The 18198-nt window shown below is 71.0% G+C and carries 14 protein-coding genes; 13 read left to right on the forward strand and 1 reads right to left on the reverse strand.

Annotated features, from left to right (window positions below; genetic code table 11):
- Positions 1-187: 187 nt before the first annotated feature.
- From HF526_RS11035 to HF526_RS11095, 13 genes are all read left to right on the forward strand, one after another.
- Positions 188-2266: a hydantoinase/oxoprolinase family protein gene (locus HF526_RS11035; protein WP_169381291.1), complete on the forward strand. Its 2079-nt coding sequence runs from the start codon at positions 188-190 to the stop codon at positions 2264-2266.
- Entirely contained in the window at positions 2263-4212 is a 1950-nt protein-coding gene (locus tag HF526_RS11040) for a hydantoinase B/oxoprolinase family protein (protein ID WP_169381292.1), read from the forward strand. The genes HF526_RS11035 and HF526_RS11040 overlap by 4 nt, the downstream gene beginning before the upstream one ends.
- On the forward strand, positions 4212-4898 hold the full coding sequence (locus HF526_RS11045; RefSeq protein ID WP_169381293.1) for an SDR family oxidoreductase: 687 nt from the start codon (positions 4212-4214) through the stop codon (positions 4896-4898). Before HF526_RS11040 ends, HF526_RS11045 begins: the two co-directional genes overlap by 1 nt.
- Before the next feature lie 234 nt (positions 4899-5132).
- Entirely contained in the window at positions 5133-6065 is a 933-nt protein-coding gene (locus tag HF526_RS11050) for a carbamate kinase (protein ID WP_169381294.1), read from the forward strand.
- Positions 6066-6090: 25 nt separating this feature from the next.
- Positions 6091-7194: a barbiturase gene (gene bar, locus HF526_RS11055; RefSeq protein ID WP_169381295.1), complete on the forward strand. Its 1104-nt coding sequence runs from the start codon at positions 6091-6093 to the stop codon at positions 7192-7194.
- A 471-nt stretch (positions 7195-7665) separates the two neighbouring features.
- Entirely contained in the window at positions 7666-8823 is a 1158-nt protein-coding gene (locus tag HF526_RS11060; protein WP_169381296.1) for a CaiB/BaiF CoA transferase family protein, read from the forward strand.
- 118 nt (positions 8824-8941) lie between these two features.
- Complete coding sequence (locus HF526_RS11065) at positions 8942-9574, forward strand: cation diffusion facilitator family transporter (RefSeq protein WP_338051406.1); 633 nt, start codon at positions 8942-8944, stop codon at positions 9572-9574.
- A 235-nt stretch (positions 9575-9809) separates the two neighbouring features.
- Positions 9810-10454, forward strand: a complete 645-nt coding sequence (locus HF526_RS11070) for a phosphoribosyltransferase (RefSeq protein WP_211177052.1) — start codon at positions 9810-9812, stop codon at positions 10452-10454.
- A 926-nt stretch (positions 10455-11380) separates the two neighbouring features.
- The gene (locus tag HF526_RS11075; RefSeq protein WP_275403963.1) at positions 11381-14038 is read left to right on the forward strand and encodes a helix-turn-helix transcriptional regulator; all 2658 of its coding nucleotides are present in this window, start codon (positions 11381-11383) and stop codon (positions 14036-14038) included.
- 358 nt (positions 14039-14396) lie between these two features.
- Positions 14397-14636, forward strand: coding sequence for a hypothetical protein (locus tag HF526_RS11080; protein ID WP_169381299.1), 240 nt, complete (start codon positions 14397-14399; stop codon positions 14634-14636).
- 31 nt (positions 14637-14667) lie between these two features.
- Positions 14668-14910 (forward strand): hypothetical protein, encoded by a 243-nt coding sequence (locus HF526_RS11085; protein WP_169381300.1) that lies wholly within the window; start codon positions 14668-14670, stop codon positions 14908-14910.
- A gap of 310 nt (positions 14911-15220) precedes the next feature.
- Positions 15221-16429, forward strand: a complete 1209-nt coding sequence (locus HF526_RS11090) for a hypothetical protein (RefSeq protein ID WP_211177053.1) — start codon at positions 15221-15223, stop codon at positions 16427-16429.
- A 39-nt stretch (positions 16430-16468) separates the two neighbouring features.
- Positions 16469-17311, forward strand: coding sequence for a GIN domain-containing protein (locus tag HF526_RS11095; protein ID WP_169381301.1), 843 nt, complete (start codon positions 16469-16471; stop codon positions 17309-17311).
- Positions 17312-17342: 31 nt separating this feature from the next.
- On the opposite strand, the gene HF526_RS11100 is transcribed toward HF526_RS11095, so the two are convergent.
- A complete protein-coding gene (locus HF526_RS11100; RefSeq protein ID WP_169381302.1) occupies positions 17343-18167 on the reverse strand; it encodes a glycoside hydrolase family 25 domain-containing protein in 825 nt (274 codons plus the stop codon).
- Positions 18168-18198 lie beyond the last annotated feature (31 nt).

Raw genomic sequence — 18198 nt, forward strand, 5'->3', positions numbered from 1 at the left:
ATTTCCCTGGCAGAGTTTGCTCATCAATACGGGTTTCGTAGGCAGTTTCTGCCATGGCCGCGGAGGTGTGCGGCCGGTTGAATCGGAGCGCGCCCAGCAGCTGGGTCCTCGTCCCCGGCCGGCTGGTGGCCAGCTCGACGTCGATCGACCACCGACGTTCCCGCTCAGAGTTCCAGGAGGAGCACGCATGACCCGGCGCATCCGGATCGGCATCGACACCGGGGGCACGTTCACCGACGTCGTCGCCTTCGACGAGGACTCAGGCTCACTCGTCACCACCAAGACGCCGTCCACGCCCAGCAACCCCGCCGACGGGTTCCTCGCCGGCATCGACAAGGTGCTCGGCATGCTCGGCGCCGACGGTTCGGCGATCGACGCCGTCAGCCACGGCACGACGGTGGCCACCAACCAGCTCCTCGAGGGCAAGGTGGACCGGCTCGGCTACATCACCAACGACGGGTACGAGTCGATGCTGGAGATCGCCCGCCAGTCGGTGCCCGACGGCTACGGCAACTCCTACTTCTGGGTCAAGCCGAACCGGATCGTCCCTCGCGACCTGGTCAAGGGCGTCGGCGGCCGGCTGGACTTCACCGGCGCCGAGGTGCGGCCGTTCGACGAGGACGGCGCCCGCGCGGTAGCGCGCTGGTTCAAGGCCCAGGGCATCAACACGCTGGGAGTGTGCTTCCTGCACGCCTACGCCAACCCGGCGCATGAGCAGCGGATGCGCGCCGTGCTCGCCGAGGAGCACCCGGGGGCGGTGGTCTCGCTGTCGAGCGAGGTGTTGCGCGAGTACCGCGAGTTCGAGCGGTCGATGACCACGCTGGTCGACGCGGCGGTGAAGCCGCGACTCTCCGCGTACGTCACCAACATCAAGGCTCGGCTCACCGCATACGACGACCGAACCATCCCGTTCTACGTGATGAAGTCCAACGGTGGGGTGCTGTCGGCCGACGAGGTCGTGCACCAGCCGATCACCACCGTGCTCTCGGGTCCGGCTGCAGGCGCCCTCGGCGCGGCGCTGATCGCGAGCGTCGCGGGCTTCGACAAGGTGCTCACCTCCGACGGAGGCGGTACCTCGACCGACGTCTCGGTGGTGACCGACGGCGAGCCGACGCTCACCACGGAGGGATCGGTGGGGGCTTTCCCCTCGAAGATCCCGATGATCGACGTGGTCACGGTCGGCGCCGGTGGCGGTTCCATCGCCTGGACCTCGCCGGAGGGCACGCTCAAGGTCGGCCCGCACTCCGCCGGCGCCGATCCGGGCCCGCTCTGCTATGGCAAGGGGGGCACGGATGTGACCATCACCGACGCCCACGTCGTCCTCGGCCGGATCCCGCCGCACCTGCTCGGCGGTGAGATCCCGCTCGACGTCGGCGCGGCGCGCGACGGCATCGAGGCGTTGGCCAAGGAGCTCGGGCTCAGCGCCGAGGCGTGCGCCACCGGAATCCTGGAGATCTCGGCCTGGAACCAGGCCAACGCGCTGCGGCAGGTCACCGTCAAGCGCGGGCTCGACGTCCGCGACTTCACCCTCACCACCTTCGGGGGGTCGGGATCGCTGCTGCTGTGCCGCCTGGTCGACGTGCTCGGCCTGCCCGCTGTGCTCGTACCGCCGAATCCCGGCAATGTCTCGGCGTTCGGGCTGCTGACCGTCGACGTGAAGAACGACTACGTCCAGACGCACGTCTCGCTGGCCGACTCGCTCGAACCCACCGACGTCGCCGGCATCTTCGACACCCTGACCGCCCAGGCCGCCGAGGCCCTGATCAAGGAAGCCTTCGCCCCGGAGCAGCACCAGTTCGTCCGGACCGCCGACCTGCGCTACTTCGGCCAGGCCTTCGAGGTGCGCGTCCCGGTCCCCGACGGCGAGATCACCCAGGACGCGCTCGACGAGGTGGCCCGCCGCTTCCACGCCGAGCACAGGGCGCTCTACGGCTACGACTTCGCCGGCGACCCGAGCCAGCAGGTGGAGTGGGTCAACCTGCGCGTGTCGGGCGTCGGCCCGATCCGGCGGCCCGACATCCAGCGGCACGACCTGGTCGCCAACCCGACGGTGACCGAGAAGGGGCGCCGCCAGGTCTGCTTCGACGCCGCCGACGGTTACGTCGACACGGCTGTGCTCTGGCGCCCCGACCTCGCACCCGGCACCGTCGTCGACGGCCCCGCGATCATCGAGGAGTTCGGCTCGACCGTGCCGCTGCACCCGGGCTTCACCGCCCGCATCGACGAGTACCTCAACATCATCGTGACCCGGAAGGCGAACAAGTGACCACCTCGACGAGTTCGACCACCGAATCGCGGCGTGCCACCACACAGTTCCCCTTCGGCACCCTCACCGCCGACGCCGGCGCGAGTGCCGACCCGGTGCTCGTCGAGATCGTCCAGGGGTCGCTGGCCAGCGTCGAGATGGAGGTCGAGACCGCCATCGCCCGCACCAGCCGCAGCCCGATGATCCGCGACGCGCACGACTTCCGCGCGGGCATCCACGACCGGCTGCTGCGCAAGCTCACCGGCCGCTCCTACTCCGCGCTCGTCCACCCCGTCGCCCGCGATTTCCCGATGGAGGAGATGCGCGAGGGGGACGTCTTCTTCCACAACGACGTCTACCGGTCCGAGGGCGGCATCGGGCATCTTCCCGACCTCTGCGTCACCGTGCCCGTCTTCTCCGGGCCTGCCGGGGAACGCAGGGTGGTCGCGTTCATTCAGGCCTTCGGCCATCACGACGACATCGGCGGCGCGGTCCCGGGTTCCATGCCCTCCCACGCGACCAGCGTCTTCGAAGAAGGGCTCATGGTCCCGCCGATCAAGCTGTGGGACGCAGGGGTGCCCAACCGCTCGGCGCTGGCGATCATGACGCGGAACTCCCGCATGCCCGAATCGCTCGCGGCCGACCTGGATGCGGAGTGCTCGGCCTGTCTGATGGGCGCCCGCCGCCTCGGCGAGCTCTTCGACCGCTACGGCGTCGACGTCGTCGAGTCCTGCTTCGATGCGATCATCTCCCGCACCACCGAGACCTACCGGCGCGAGATCCTCGGCAAGATCCCGGTCGGCACCTGGGTGTGGGAGGACTACGCCGAGCACGACGGCGTCGACGAGCCCCGGCTGCACACCCAGCGGATCACGCTCACCCGCACCGCGGCCGACGACCCGGACGGCGAGCGGCTGATCCTGGACTTCGCCGGCACCTCGCCCCAGGCGAAGGGCCCGATCAACCACTGCGGCGACTACAGCGACGGCGTCTTCCTGAAGAAGTGGCTCGCGCCGATCCTGCGCAACCTCGCCGACACCCCGGAGCGGATGGCCGAGCTCGACGTCAACGAGGGCATCGTGCCGCTGATCGAGATGCGCTTCCCCCCGCCGGGGACGCTGCTCACCCCGGTCTTCCCGGCGCCGACCAACGCCCGCACGTTCGTGATCCTGCGGCTGCTCGGCGTACTCGCCGGAGTGGTCGCCAAGGCGGTCGACGGCCGGATGCCCGCCGACCAGGAGACGATCCGCTACACCGGGGTGTACGGAGAGGACCTCGACGGCCGCCCCTACCTCATGAGGGAGGTGCTCGGCGGGGGCTCCGGAGGCCGGTACTACGCCGACGGCGAGGACACCATCCATGTCGTCCCGGACTCGCGGAACCTCCCGACGGAGTTCACCGAGGCCCGTTTCCCGTTCCGCGTCGAGTCCCTGACCCTCGCCGTGGACAGCGGGGGAGCGGGGCAGTTCCGCGGCGGGCTCGGGTACGAGAAGCACATTCGGATGCTCAAGGACGCCCACTTCATGTCGATCGCCGACCGGTCGATCCTGGCGTGCTGGGGTGTCAGGGGCGGCAAGGCCGGCCGGCCGTTCCAGGTCACCGTCGACCCCGGCGGTCCGAACGAGCGCGAGGTTGACGCCCTGGCCGACGCCGAGCCGGTCAAGGCGGGCGAGGTGATCCGGATCCGCACGACCGGCGGCGGCGGGTGGGGCAACCCGCTCGAGCGCGATCCCGCGCTCGTCGTCCGGGACGTGGTCTGGCGCAAAGTGTCCCCGGCCGCGGCGCTCGCCGACTACGGCGTCGTGCTCACCGGCTCCCTCGACGACGACACGCTGTCGTTCGACGAGACCGCGACGGCCACCGAGCGCGCCGGGCGGCCCGGTCCGGGCGAGGTGTTCTTCGACCGCGGACCCGGATACGCCCGGCTGGCGGCGGGCGCCACGTACGCCGACGTCGACGTGCTCTGATGCGGGTCGCGGTGCTCGGCGGCCACGGCAAGACCGGCCGGGCCGTATCGGCAGCTCTGTCCGCCCGCAAGGCGGAGCCGATGCCGCTCGGCCGGTCGGACTGGGCCGATCTCCCGGCAGCGGTGGCGGGCTGCTCTGCGGCCTACGTCATCGCTCCGAACATGCACCATGACGAACCGGCGTACGTGGCCGACGCGCTGGAAGCCCTGACCGCGGCCGGGGCCGGGCGGGTGGTCTACCACTCGGTGGCGTCGCCGTATGCGCCGGACATGCCCCACCACCTCGGCAAGGCCCGGGCCGAGGACCTGGTGCGTCGCTCCGGGCTGGCGTGGACGATCCTCCAGCCCGGCGCCTACCTCCAGAACCTCGACCTGACCAAGCCCGTCCGGGTGCCCTACGACGTGCACGCGACCTTCGGCTTCGCCGACCTCGACGACGTGGCCGAGGCCGCCGCCGTCGTGCTCCTCGAGGACGGGCACGACGGCGCGACCTACGAGTTGGCGTCCCGGACCGCGACGGTCGCCGAGCTGGCGGCCGAGGCCGGAGTCACCGCGGACCGGGCCGAGTGGACCGGCGAGGGCCTCGACGAGCCGGCACGCTCCTGGCTGGGGGCGATGTTCGCCTACTACGACCGGCACGGCCTGCCCGTCGGCACGTACACGCTGCGTGCCCTGCTGAGACGGTAGCCCGGCCCGCGGCGATGAAGCGGCGATGAATACGACTCGTTCTCCGGACCATGTCGAGAGGAGCACGCAATCGATGTGGCGCACCGCGCCCGGGACGGGGGTCCCGGTGCCCACCCGAGTCCGGTTGCACCAGGCTGCGGCCTCCGGTGCTGGCAATAGTTGCCAGCGCTCCCGGTCCGGCCTCGTCGGCGCCGACGGTGAACCGCACCGGCAGCGCTGCCTAGGTTTCGACACATGAGAGTTCTGCTCGCCCTGGGCGGCAACGCGATGACGAACGCCGCCGGCCGAGCGGCGCCGCAGGACCAGATCGCCGCGGCGGCAGTCGCGATGGAGGCGGTCGCCGGCCTGCTGGAGCGCGACGTCGAGGTCCTGATCACTCACGGCAACGGCCCGCAGGTCGGCAACCTGCTGACCAAGAACGAGCTCGCCGCCTCCGTCGTGCCCCCGGTTCCGCTGGACTGGTGCGGCGCTCAGACGCAGGCCACGGTCGGGTTCGTGCTGATGAACGCCCTGGACGCCGCCCTCGTGCGGCGTGGGATCCGGCGCCGCACCGCTGCGGTCGTGACGCGCACGCTGGTGGCTTCCGACGACTCCGGGTTCATCCGGCCGACCAAGCCCATCGGCCGCCACCTGCCGGCCGAGGAAGCCGAGGTGCTGATCGGACACGGGCAGACGTGGGAGGACCGCGGGAAGGGCTGGCGCCGTGTGGTCGCCTCGCCCGAGCCACTCGACATCATCGACGGGCCGGTGGTGCGGTCGCTGGTGGAGGCCGGATTCGTCGTCGTCGCGAACGGCGGCGGTGGCATCCCGGTCGTCCGCGAGCCGGACGGCAGCCTGCGGGGGATCGAGGCGGTCATCGACAAGGACCTCGGCGCCGCACTGCTGGCCGACACGGTCGGTGCCGATGTGCTCGTCATCGGCACCGACGTCCCGCACGCCGTCCTGAACTACGGCACCCCCGACGCGAAGGACGTCGGCACGGTCACCGCCGGGCAACTCAGGGCCTTCGCCGCCGAGGGGCACTTCGCCAGCGGGTCGATGGGCCCGAAGGTGGAGGCCGCCTGCCGGTTCGTCGAGCGGGGCGGCACCAGAGCAGTCATCACCGATCTCGACCACATCGCCACAGCCGTCTGCGGCGACGCGGGAACCGTCGTCGTCGCGAGCTAGAGCCGACCGAAAGAGGAGAGTCCCGATGCCCGAGGCCATCGAAGTCCGCAAGGTTCCGATCCACTCCGTCGCCGACGCCAGCGAGCTGGCGAAGCTGATCGACGACGGGGTCATGCAGGCAGATCGGGTGATCGCGATCATCGGCAAGACCGAGGGCAACGGGGGTGTGAACGACTACACGCGGATCATCGCCGACCGCGCCTTCCGGGAGGTGCTGATCGACAAGGGCGTGCCGCCGGAACAGGTCAAGCAGGTCCCCATCGTGTGGTCGGGTGGTACCGACGGCGTCATCAGCCCGCACGCCACCATCTTCGCGACCGTCCCACCGGAGGACGTGACCCCGACGGCCGAGCCCCGGCTGACCGTGGGCTTCGCGATGAGCGAGCCGCTGCTGCCCGAGGACATCGGCCGCACAGCGATGATCGACAAGGTCGCCGAAGCCGTCCGCGTCGCCATGCAGCGGGCCGGTATCACCGACCCCGAGGACGTCCACTACGTCCAGACCAAGACCCCGCTACTGACCATCCACACCATCCGCGATGCGAAAGCACGGGGAGAGTCGGTGTGGACCGAGCACACCCACGAGTCGATGGACCTCTCCAACGGTTGCACCGCGCTGGGCGTCGCCGTGGCCCTCGGGGAGATCGACAAGCCGGGCGATGAGGACGTCATGCACAACCGCTCGCTGTACTCCTCGGTGGCGTCGTGCTCCTCCGGTGTCGAGCTCGACCGGGCACAGGTGGTCGTGATCGGCAACGCCCCCGACGTCGGCGGTCGCTACCGGATCGGTCACTCGGTGATGAAGGACGCGCTCGACCAGGACGGCATCTGGGATGCGATCAAGGACGCTGGGCTGGACCTGCCCGAGCGGCCGCACCCGTCCGACCTCGGCGACCGGCTCGTCAACGTCTTCCTCAAGTGTGAGGCGTCGCAGGACGGCCAGGTCCGCGGCCGGCGCAACGCGATGCTCGACGACTCCGACGTCCACTGGCACCGCCAGATCAAGTCATGTGTCGGTGGTGTCACTGCAGCCGTCACCGGCGACCCGGCGGTCTTCGTCTCGGTCTCGGCGGCCCACCAGGGGCCCGACGGCGGCGGCCCGGTGGCCGCCATCGTCGACCTGGGCTGAGGCGCGGGTGGAGCCGGAGTCCGCTCGGTCGCCGCTGGGCGCGGGGTGACCCTTCGGGCCACCCGTCACGAGACTCGCCGCGGCTCTCCGTCATCCGACGGTGAGCCGCGGCCGCGTGTCGTCGCCGGTAAACCGCCGACCCTCACGCCTGCCGCATTGTTCTCCGCTTTTCCTTCGCCCCTCCGAGTCCTTCCTCGTCCTCGAGAATTGCTCCTGCCCGTCGCAGTCCGGGCGCGATCGCGCGCTGTGACGAAAGGCGGGTTTCGCCCTCGCGATCTGCATCATCACGCCGTGAACCTTTGAGAGTCTTCGCTGCTCACAGGGCTGGAGCGGCTGTCGCACGCGTCGGCGGACTCGATTGCTGCCGAAGAGTGTGGCGCTAGTGGCCAGCATTTCTCGCCCTCGCTTGTCATCTCTGACCATATCTCGTTCCGAGAGCACGTCATTAGTGTCGCGCATATGTCCCAGAACATGAGTGAAGGTCCGCTCGCAGATCTGGTCGTGCTCGATCTGACCCGTGCACTGGCGGGTCCGCACGCCGCGATGATGTTCGGTGACATGGGCGCTCGTGTGATCAAGGTCGAGCCTCCGGCCGGCGATGACACACGGTCCTGGGGGCCACCGTTCATCGGCGACGAGGACGAGCGGGAGTCCACCTACTTCCTCTCCGCGAACCGGAACAAGGAGTCGCTGGTCCTCGACCTGAAGTGCGACGGGGACAAGCGCGTACTCGCCGGTTTGGTGGAGCGCGCCGATGTGCTGATGGAGAACTACCGCGTCGGAGTGCTGGAACGCCTCGGCTTCCCGGTGTCGCGCCTGCACGAACTCAACCCTGGTCTCATCGTCCTGTCCATCACCGGCTTCGGCCACGACGGCCCGGAGGCCGGCCGCGCCGGCTACGACCAGATCGCGCAGGGCGAGGGTGGGCTGATGTCGATCACCGGTGGCCGGCAGCCCACCAAGGTCGGCGTTCCGATCGCGGACCTGCTCGCCGGGATGAACGGAGCCTTCGGCGTGCTCGCAGCGTTGCACGAACGCGCTCGTACCGGTCACGGGCGCGTGGTCCGGACCTCCCTGCTCGCCGGGATGATCGGCGTGCATGCCTTCCAGGGCACCCGCTGGACGGTTGCCGGCGAGGTACCCGGCCTGGCCGGGGATCACCACCCGTCGATCGCACCGTACGGCATGTTCGCCACTGCCACAGCGCCGGTCCAGATCGCCTGCGGCTCCGAGAGCCTGTGGCGGTCCCTCTGCGATGCGCTCGGCTGGGACCCCACCGAACCCGGGTTCGCGACCAACCCGCTGCGCGTCGCCAACCGCGACGCCCTCATCGCCCGGCTGGAGGACCTGTTCACCGCTGAGCCGGCCGAGCACTGGCTGAAGCTGCTGGCCGACGCCGGCGTGCCGTCGGGCAAGGTGCGCTCCTTGGACGATGTCTACAGCTGGGAGCAGACCCGTTCACAGGGGCTGCTGCTCAGTGTCGACCACCCCACTCAGGGCACGCTGAACCTGCCCGGCTCGCCCGTCCGGTTCGATGACAACGGCTACTCCGGCGGGCGCTCCACTCACCTCGCCCCTCCGACGCTCGGGCAGCACAACGAGGCGATCCGCGAATGGCTCCGCTCCTGAACGGTGAGGCTGAGGGACGCTTCTCCGCCTGCGCCCTGTCGGCCGGCCCGCCGGCCTGCGCCTCGGCCACGCAGTGCTCGAGACCGGTCGCGACTCTGCGCCGTCCTAGGATCGGCGGGTGTCTCGGGAGAGGCGGTTGTGGGTGGTGCTGCTGCTGAACCTGCTGCTCATCGCAGGTTTGGTGATCGTGGGTCTGCGCGCGCACTCGCTGGGGGTGGTGGCTGCCGGAGCTGACTACCTCGCCGATGCCGCGGCCATCGGTGTGTCGTTGTTGGCGATCTGGCTGGCCCACAAGCCCCCGAGCGGCCGACGTCCCGGCGGCTACCCGAACGCGACCATCATCGCGGCAATGGTCAACGGCGGGTGGCTGCTGGTGTTGAGCGCATTGGTGATCGTGGCGGCGATCCAGCGGCTGATGTCGGGTGCCCCGTCGGTGGAGGGGCTTCCGATGCTGATCGTGAGCGCTGTCGCGGCAGCTGTGATGCTGATCGGTGCCCTGATCCTCAGGGGCGACCCGGGCATCGACGACGACCATGGTGATGACCTGAACGTGAAGGCGGTGCTGCTCGACACGGCGGCCGATGCGGCCGCTGCCGGCGGGATCGCTCTCAGCGGTGCGGTCATCCTGTCCACGGGTGGGCTGTACTGGCTCGACCCCGCGATGGCCCTGATCATCGCGACCGTCGTGGGGTACCAGGCGCTGAAGCTGATGAGGAAGGTCGTCACGGCATTGCGGCCGTCGCGGCGGTAGGTCGGCCCGCCCGGCCGAGCATCTGAACCACCGCCGCACCGGCCGGCATGGGCGGCAGGGGCCGGACCGCAGCCGGCTCACCACTCAGCCCCGCCACCATCGACGTCCGCGATCACCCCCAGGTGGTCCACGACGGGTGATGACGGCCCTTCCCGGCCGGTCCCGTCGCGACACTCGAAGGCCAGCGACAGCAATTCTTCAGCTTGAGCTAAGAAACGGGCCATATGGTCGGGTCATGCACCAGGCCGGTCGAGGGGCACTCCTGGAGACGTTCCGGTGCGGCGGCGGCCGTGCCGACGTGTGGCGCGACGGGGCTGACGCCGACGCTCTGGCGGCGGTGGTCGCAGGACTCGTGCAGCCCTGGCGGTCCGAGCGGATCAGCAAGGTCGTCGGTATCGACTCGCCCAGGTTCCTGCTCGGTGGGGCGGCCGCGATCTCGCTCGGCGCCGGGTTCGTCGCCGTGCGGGAAGCGTCCTTGCTACCGGGGCCGGAGATGACTGCCGAGACGGCCGCCGACTATCCGGGCCTACGGCACCTGCTGCGCATGCAATCGGTGCTCGGCGTGCGCGACCGGGTCCTGCTGGTCGACGACTGGGCAGAGGGAGGAAGCCAAGCGTGCGCGGCGCGTGAGCTGGTCGAGTCCTGCGGCGCGACCTTCGCGGGCGTAGCAGTACTCGTCGACCAGCTCGATCCCGGTCCCAGGGCTGCTCTCGGCCGGGTCACCTCGCTGATGCGGGCCGACGAGCTCCGAACGCCCGACCCGGCAAGGGACAGCGAGTCGCAGCAGCAACCGGTCGGCGAGCAACCCCTGACCGCGATCAGGGCCCGGGGCCGGTCGGCGCCGGGAATGTTGCCGGTGAACGCCCATATCGCCATGTAGACGACGACACCGCCGGTGACGTCGCCGCCGCAGCGCCTTCTCCCGTAACGCGTGATCATTTGTTGTGAGCCGGGCGCGGGGCTCTCGCCCGGTGGGACTCCACCGCCGAACACGTCGTCGAGACGGCCACCGTCACGACCGCTGACGCTCTCGGCCTCCGGAGACCACCGACCGGCTCGCGCCAGGCCTCGCCGCCGACCTGTTCGTCCTCGCCGGTGACCCTCTCGAGGAGGTCACCGCGCCGGGCCGGTCGGAGTTGGTCGTCGCAGGCGGACGAGCCCACCGTCAAGCACCGACGATGTCGTGAGGGCGGGGTGCGGGATCGCGGCGGGCCGTTGTCGCGGTCATCGGCGCGGGGCTCCGGGGATCGCATGCGGCGCGAGCGCATGCCAAGGGCGGCATGGCCCCAGTCGCCCGGACAGCGGTGCCGGCACGGCCACGCGGCCGGTACTCACGTAGGCGCCGCCCCAGACCCCGGCGACACCCATCCAACCCATGCGCCGGGCGCCGAACACAGCAGCACCCGGCAGGGAGGGGCCGACTCGTATGCATCGTGCAACGGACGACCGGATGCTCCATTCCACCGTCGGCTCGGCGCCGCGAACCGCACGGCGCGAGATCGCTCCGCCGACTCCGACTGATCATTCTCTCGACTCGCCGAGTGAGTTCCTCGGCGAACGTCGCGGACGGACACGTTACGTGCACAGTGGGACGAACCGGTCCCGAATTAGCTGAAGTTGAAACAAATTCCGGGTGGTCGGATTAGCCGAAGGGGCAGGATGGGGCAACCGGTGCTGGTCGAACTTTCGCTACCGCACTATCGTGTGTCGGGCCGATAGCCCAATTACGGGTCGATATCGACATGACGTCTGTGGCTCAGGAGTAGAGAGAGGGGCGCGTTCCGGGCGGGCACCTCCGGGACGCTGATGATCATCGTGACGACAGATGCATGGAATTTCCGCGGCCGTGATACCGAGCTGCGAATGATCGCCGAAATCTTGAATGGTGACCAGCCCCGCTGCGTGGTGATCGCCGGAGGGGCGGGAGTCGGCAAGACCCGGCTGGCACGGGAGGCGCTGGCCGAGGTCCAGGACCGCGGACGGCCGACGCGCTGGGCGGCCGCAACCGTCGCGGCGTCCGCGATCCCGCTCGGGGCGCTGGCCCACCTGCTCCCGGCGGCCGAGGGCGCATCCGGCCCGCTGGCGCTCCTGCAGGGGGCACTGTCGGCGCTGGGCAACGGCGGGTGCGGGGAACGGATGGTGGTGGGGATCGACGATGCGCACCTGCTCGACGACCTCTCGGTCGCCCTCGTGCACCAGGTCGCGCTCGTAGGCACTGTCGCGGTGGTGCTGACGGCGCGCACCGGCGAACAGACGCCGGGAGGACTGGCTGCGTTGTGGAAGGACGGGGTCGCCACCAGGATCGAACTGACCCCGTTGGGACGGGCCGACACCGACGAGCTGGTCCAGGCGGTACTGGGCGGCATCGTCGATGCCCGCACGACGCAGAGGCTGTGGGAGGTCAGCCGCGGAAACCCGCTGTACCTGCGGGAACTGATCGCGAACGGGCGGGCCACCGGGTCGCTGCGGTGCCGCGACGGAGTGTGGCACTGGGACGGCATCAGTGTGACCTCACGTCTGAGCGCGATCGTCCGGGAACACCTCGGCGAGCTGGACCCCGCGCAGCGGGAGGTGCTCGAGGTCATCGCCGCCGCGGAACCCCTGGCCATGGACCGGCTGCTCGGCCTGGTCCCGCCCACGACCGTGGCGGCCCTGGAGCGCCGCCGGCTCGTGAGCGTGGACCGGGAGCGGGGGTGCACCGAGGTGCGCCTGGCGCATCCCTTGCACGCCGAGGTCATCCGCGCGCTGACCCCCGAAACAGCGGCCCGCCGGTTGCGCCGCCGGCTGACCGCGGACGGCAACCCGTCCGTGGCCGGCTGCCGGCCCCCCGACTCCCGCCTGTTGCGCGCCGGCGAGCTGGCGCTGGACGGCGACGAACCCGTGGCGGACGCGCGGCAGCTCACCGATGCTGCTGTGCAGGCCGGCGCGGCGTTCGAGCACGATCTCGCCGATCGGCTGGCACGGGCCGCGATCGCGGCCGGGGCCGGCTTTCCCGCGTACTCCGCGCTGCTCGATGCGCTGCACTGGCAGGGCCGGGCCGCCGAGGTCGAGCAGCTTGCCGCCGCGGCAGCGCCGCTGGCCCGGCGCGATGATGAGCGAGCCCAGCTCGCCGGGCTGCGAGCCCGCACCCTGCTCTGCGAGCATGACGTCGCGGCGGCCGACGTGATCGTGGCCGAGGCCGAGGCCGCCGTCAGCGCCGAGGGCCCCCACCTCGAGCTGATCGGGATCCGCGGCCTGCTGGCCTTCTTCGAGGGGCGATGCGCGCAGGCCGTTGAGCTGGGGACCCGCGCCCTGGCAGGCATCGGCGACAACGCCCCGGGGCCACCGCAGGCCTGGGCCGCGCTGGCCGCCGGTCTGGCGGTGGGCGGACGGTGCGCCGCCGCGCTCGGGGCCGCGAGGTCGGGCCGGGACGCGTTGATGCACGCCACCGCGGGTCCCGCGCCCGCGTTCACCAGGCTCGTGCTGGCCACTGCGGAGCTGCTGGCCCTGTCGCTGGCCGGGAAGATCGGTGAGCTCGAGCACCGGGCCGCCGAGCTTCATCGCGACGCCATGCGCGGTCCCGCATGGGCCGGCGACGCGGTGGCCGCGCTGCACATGGGGTGTGCGGCACTGGCCGCAGGCCGAGCCCCGGCGGCGGTCCGGTGGCTCACCGAGGCCGGCGCCGGCCTCCGGCCCAGAGACCCGGTCGGAATGCAGCACCTGTGCACCGCGCAGCTGGCGCAGGCGCACGCCGTGCTCGGGGACACCGAGGCCACCGGCCGGCTGCTCGCCGGACTCGACACCTGTCAGCGGCGGTTCACGGTGTTCGAACCACATGCCCTGCTCGCGAAGGCGTGGCACCTGGCGGCCGACGGCCACCCCGCGAGGGCGGTGGAGGTGGCGTTGCAGGCTGCTGCGGTCGCCGCGGACGGCAGCCAGTGGGCCGTCGAGGCGCGCGCCCGGCACGCTGTGGTCCGGCTGGGCCGGGCAGCCGAGGTGGCCGGTCGGTTGCGGGAGCTGGCCGAGAGCATCGAGGGTGAGTTGGTCCAGGTGTACTCGGCGCATGCCCACGCTGCGGCGGCCCACGCCGGGGGCGGCCTTGACGAGGTGGCAGCCCGGTTCGCCTCGCTGAGGGCCTCGCTGCTCGCCGCGGAGGCGGCCGGGCAGGCGGCAGCGGCCCATCAGCAGGCCGGCGACCGCAGACGCGCGGCGGCCGCCACGGCCCGGGCCACCGCGCTGGCCCGGGCCTGTGGGACGGTCCGAACCCCCGCATTGGCCGCTCTCGGGCCCTCGCGGCTCACCTCCCGCGAATCCGAGGTGGCCGCCCTCGCCCGCGCGGGCCTGCACAACCGGGCCATCGCCGACTCCCTGGTGCTGTCGGTCCGCACCGTGGAAGCCCACCTCGCCAACGTCTACGCAAAACTCGGGATCAATACGAGAGCGCAGCTTCGGGACGCCCTGAGCTCGGACTCGAGCCTCGCTTGATCCATGTGGCCGAATACACGCCCGTCGACTTGTTGAGCGTTGATCCCGCATGAGGTGGCCGACTCTGCGGTTAGGTACCGGAGCGTCGACTACGTAGTCGCCGGGGCGAATCTCCGTAGTGTCCGGGTAGGAAATCTAGGTATTACTCAGCGGAACTACGTGGTGACAGTTCGACGGTCGGCGCACGAGGATGGAACAGGCTTCATCACGGACATCCGATGAGGCTGAATTCAATGAGGGACGCTCGGATGCGGACGGTCGTGCGAATTGCGGCGACACCCGAAAAGTCCGCAGTCGATTGCTGAACTCTTTCTACACCGGCCCTATTCGGGGCCGGGCGTCTGAGGAGGGGAACGGAATGTCGCATGCTCTGAGCTTCGCCGAGCTCGACGACCAGCACGTCGAGCTGCTGCCGGCGCGCACGGTCATGACCGGCGTCACCGGCACAGGTACCGGCGGCGCCGGTGGAGCGGGTGGAGCCGGTGGTATCGGCGTCAACGCGCTGAACATCGACCTGCTCGGCAACCAGACCAACAGCGCGGGCAACGGTGGCAACGGCGGCGCCGGCGGCACCGGGATCGGCAACCTTTTCGGCTGAGTACCCCGCACTGACGGGAGGGAGACCTGACATGTCCAATTCTCTGAGCTTCGCCGAGCTCGACGACCAGCACGTCGAGCTGCTGCCGGCGCGCACGGTCATGACCGACATCACCGGCACCGGTACCGGTGGCGCCGGTGGCGCCGGCGGTCACGGCGGCATCGGTGTGAACCTGCTGAACATCGACCTGCTCGGCAACCAGACCAACAGCGCGGGCAACGGCGGCAACGGCGGCACCGGCGGCGACGCGGCCGGCAACGTCTTCAAGTCCTGACACCGGGCCGCTGCTGATCGTTCGGCGGCACCACCGAACAGGGGAGGGGCGGCCGGTCACCGGTCGCCCCTCCCCGTCCGGCAGGCGGTCGTCGTCGGCCGATCCGCAGCCAGAGGCCTACCCGGAGGGAGTCGTCGTCATCGAACGCGGACTACTCGACGCCACATCGGTCCCGAGCACGGGCACCGGTGCGACGCCCCGGCTCGCCGACGGAATCGAGCTCATCGGTCCCTATCAGGGCTCGGGCTTCCAGGAGCCGAAGTACATCATCAGCCGGGCCGACGGTCAGGTCGTCCAGCTTCCGCGGCTGTTGTACCTGGTCGCGGAGCAGCTGGACGGGCAGCGCGATCTCGAGCAGCTGGCCGCGGCGCTGACCGTCGAATTCGGGCGGGCCATCACCGCCGAGCAGGTCTCGTTCCTGGTCGAGAACAAGCTCCGTCCGGCGGGGATCGCCGCCGTCGCGGGCGTCGTTCCCGGCGGCGCCGGCTCCGCGGTGGCCGCCCCGCGCCGGCCCGACGCCCTGCTGGCGCTGCGATACCGCCTGCCGGTGGTGCCGGCCCGGGTCAGTTGGGTCATCGCAGCTGTCTTCCGGCCGTTCTACTGGCCACCGGTCCTGGTCCTGGCGCTGACGGCGTTCGTCGGCCTCGACGTGGCCGTCGTCGTACGAGGCGGCGTCGCGCAGATCCTGCCCAGCGCACAGGCGCTCGTCGCGCAGCCGGCATTGACGCTGCTCGTGTTCGGTCTGGTGCTCGCGTCCGGCATGTTCCACGAATGCGGCCACGTCACGGCCTGCCGCTACGGCGGCGCCCGCCCCGGGGTGATGGGGCTGGGCATCTACCTGGTGTGGCCGGCGATGTACAGCACCGTCACCGATGCCTACCGGCTCAGTCGCGGCGGGCGCCTGCGCACCGACCTGGGCGGCATCTACTTCAACGTCGTGTCCATCGCCGGGATGAGCCTGGCCTACCTGTGCACCGGGGCGCCGTGGCTGCTGGTCGCGATCGTCGTGCTGCACGTGGAGACCGCCTGGCAGTTCCTGCCGTCGATCCGGCTGGACGGCTACTACATCCTCGCCGACGTGATCGGCGTGCCCGACCTGTTCAGCTACCTCAGGCCGGTGCTGCGGAGCCTGGTACCGGGCCGGGCCGCCCATCCGCGGGTCGCCGAGCTCAAGCCCTGGACCCGCCGGGTGATCAGCCTCTGGGTCGCAGGCGTCATCCCCGTCCTGCTGTTCTTCCTGGTCAACTTCTTGATCCTCGCGCCACGGATCCTGCCGGTGGTGGCGCACTCGTTGCTGGCGCTGCTGGACGCGATCGCGGCGGCGGTGGCCACGGGCCAGCCCGCACGAGCCGCGTTGGGCATGGTCCAGGTGGTGTTGCTGCTGCTGCCCTGGGCGGGGATCGCCATGGTCGCCGTGGGCTGGAGCCGCACGTTCGGCCGCCTCGCCCTCGCTCGCAGGCGCAAGGCGCGAACCGCCGGCGGCGCCGAGGCGCCTGCCGAGCACCGCGCATCGAGCTGACCTCGCCGGCCAGGCTGGACCACCGAGGAGGAGCCCACCATGAGTCTCGCGCATCGCCCGGTCGGCTCGGCGCTGCGCGGCGGCGTGACCGTCGCCGTCGTTCTGCTGCTCCTCGCCGGGTGTCAGCAGAGCTGGACCGGGGGCAACGGCGGTGCAGGCGGGAACGGCGCCGACGGCACGGGCGGCGCGCCGGGTGCCCCCGGCAGCCCGGGAACCGACGCCGGGCCGGCCGATCCGCCGACCGGCTCCGGCCACCCCGTGGCCGTGCACGTGCCGGTCCCCGGGGTCACCACCCTGGTGGTGGAGGCCGGCTTCACGGTGCACGTCCACATCGGCGAGCCCGAGCAGGCGATCGTCCGGATGGACGACAACGTGACCGGCATGGTCGAGGCCCGGGTGGACGGTGCCCGGCTCCGCCTGGGGCTGCGCCCGGGGGCGGCGGTCCGTGAAGCCACGCTGTCCGCCGAGGTGACCGTGCGGCACCTCGACCAGGTCACGGCCGGCGGCGCGAGCCAGGTACGGTTCGACTCCGACCTGATCGGTGACAACCTGCTGCTCACCGCGGCCGGGAAGAGCGAGATCGGCGGGCCGATCCGGATGACCCGAACCCAGGCGGGTGTGTCGGGAGCCAGCAGGCTCGCACTCTCCGGGCAGGTCGGGCGCCTGCAGGTGGCCGCCTCCGGAGCCAGCGAACTCACACTCTCCGCCCTGGCGGTCACCGACCTCGACGCCACGCTGTCCGGGGCCAGCCACGCCGACACCGCCGTGAGCGGCACGTTGGCCGGCGAGGTCAGCGGCGCCTCCTCGCTGCGCTACCGGGGCAGTCCACGCACCGTGCGCCGGCAGGTGACCGGTGCCTCGTCGATCGACCAGGTCAGGTAGCGCGAGGCGTCCTCGCCCAGCACGTGACCGGTCAACGGCCCGTGGCGTGGTTCCCGGAGCCGGGCGGGGACGGCGGGGGTGCCGGGAACGGTGTGAAGGCGTACGGCGAACAGGTCATGTCGTAGTCGCGGACGTCGTCGTACCACTGGGCGAGAAGGACCTGACCGCCGGAGAAGCTCGGCTGGGTGCAGCGGTCGCGGGCCTCGGTGGGGTAGTCCAGCCGCCCGGCCGTGGCCCAGACCGGCACGCCGGGAACCAGCCACGACCCGGTGATGTCCCGCCAGCCGGCGAGGTAGGAATAGAGCCCGTACGCGACGCCGGCGTCGCGGAGACCGCGCATCAGGCCCTCGATGACGGCGCGATTGTCCTGCTGCTGTTGCGGAGTGCTCGTGGGCCACGGCTGAGCGGGCCGCGGCTCCACATCGATCCACACCACGGGAGTCGCGAACCGGACGCGACCGAGCGAGGTCAGGGCGAACCGGGCCTGCGCGTAGCCGACGTTGCTCAGCCGCGCGGCCCGGTTCGTCGTGGCCCAGGGGCCCGAGGCGCCGTATCTGCCGAGCTGAGCCGGGGTGGGGAACGCCGGAATCGTGTACGCCTGGGCGGACTTGTCGTGAGTCCTGGCCCAGTCGACCTGGGCGGCGAGGCAGGGGTTCTCCGTGAAGGGCAGACCCTTGGTGAGCCCGATGACCACGAACTGTGTCGTCGGCGGTGGCATCGGCAGATCGTGCCCGCCGATCGTCGCCGGGCACTGCGGCCACGACACGTCATGGCCGTAGAGTGTCGGAGCCGGTGCGGCCTGGGCCGGCGCAGTGCCGGCGATGAACGCCATCAGGAGCGCGGAGAACAACGCCATCGCCGGTGTACGGGGGCAACGGGCCACCCTG

Origin of the sequence: Pseudonocardia acidicola (assembly GCF_012911935.1) — a bacterium.
GTDB classification, from domain to species: Bacteria; Actinomycetota; Actinomycetes; order Mycobacteriales; family Pseudonocardiaceae; genus Pseudonocardia; species Pseudonocardia acidicola.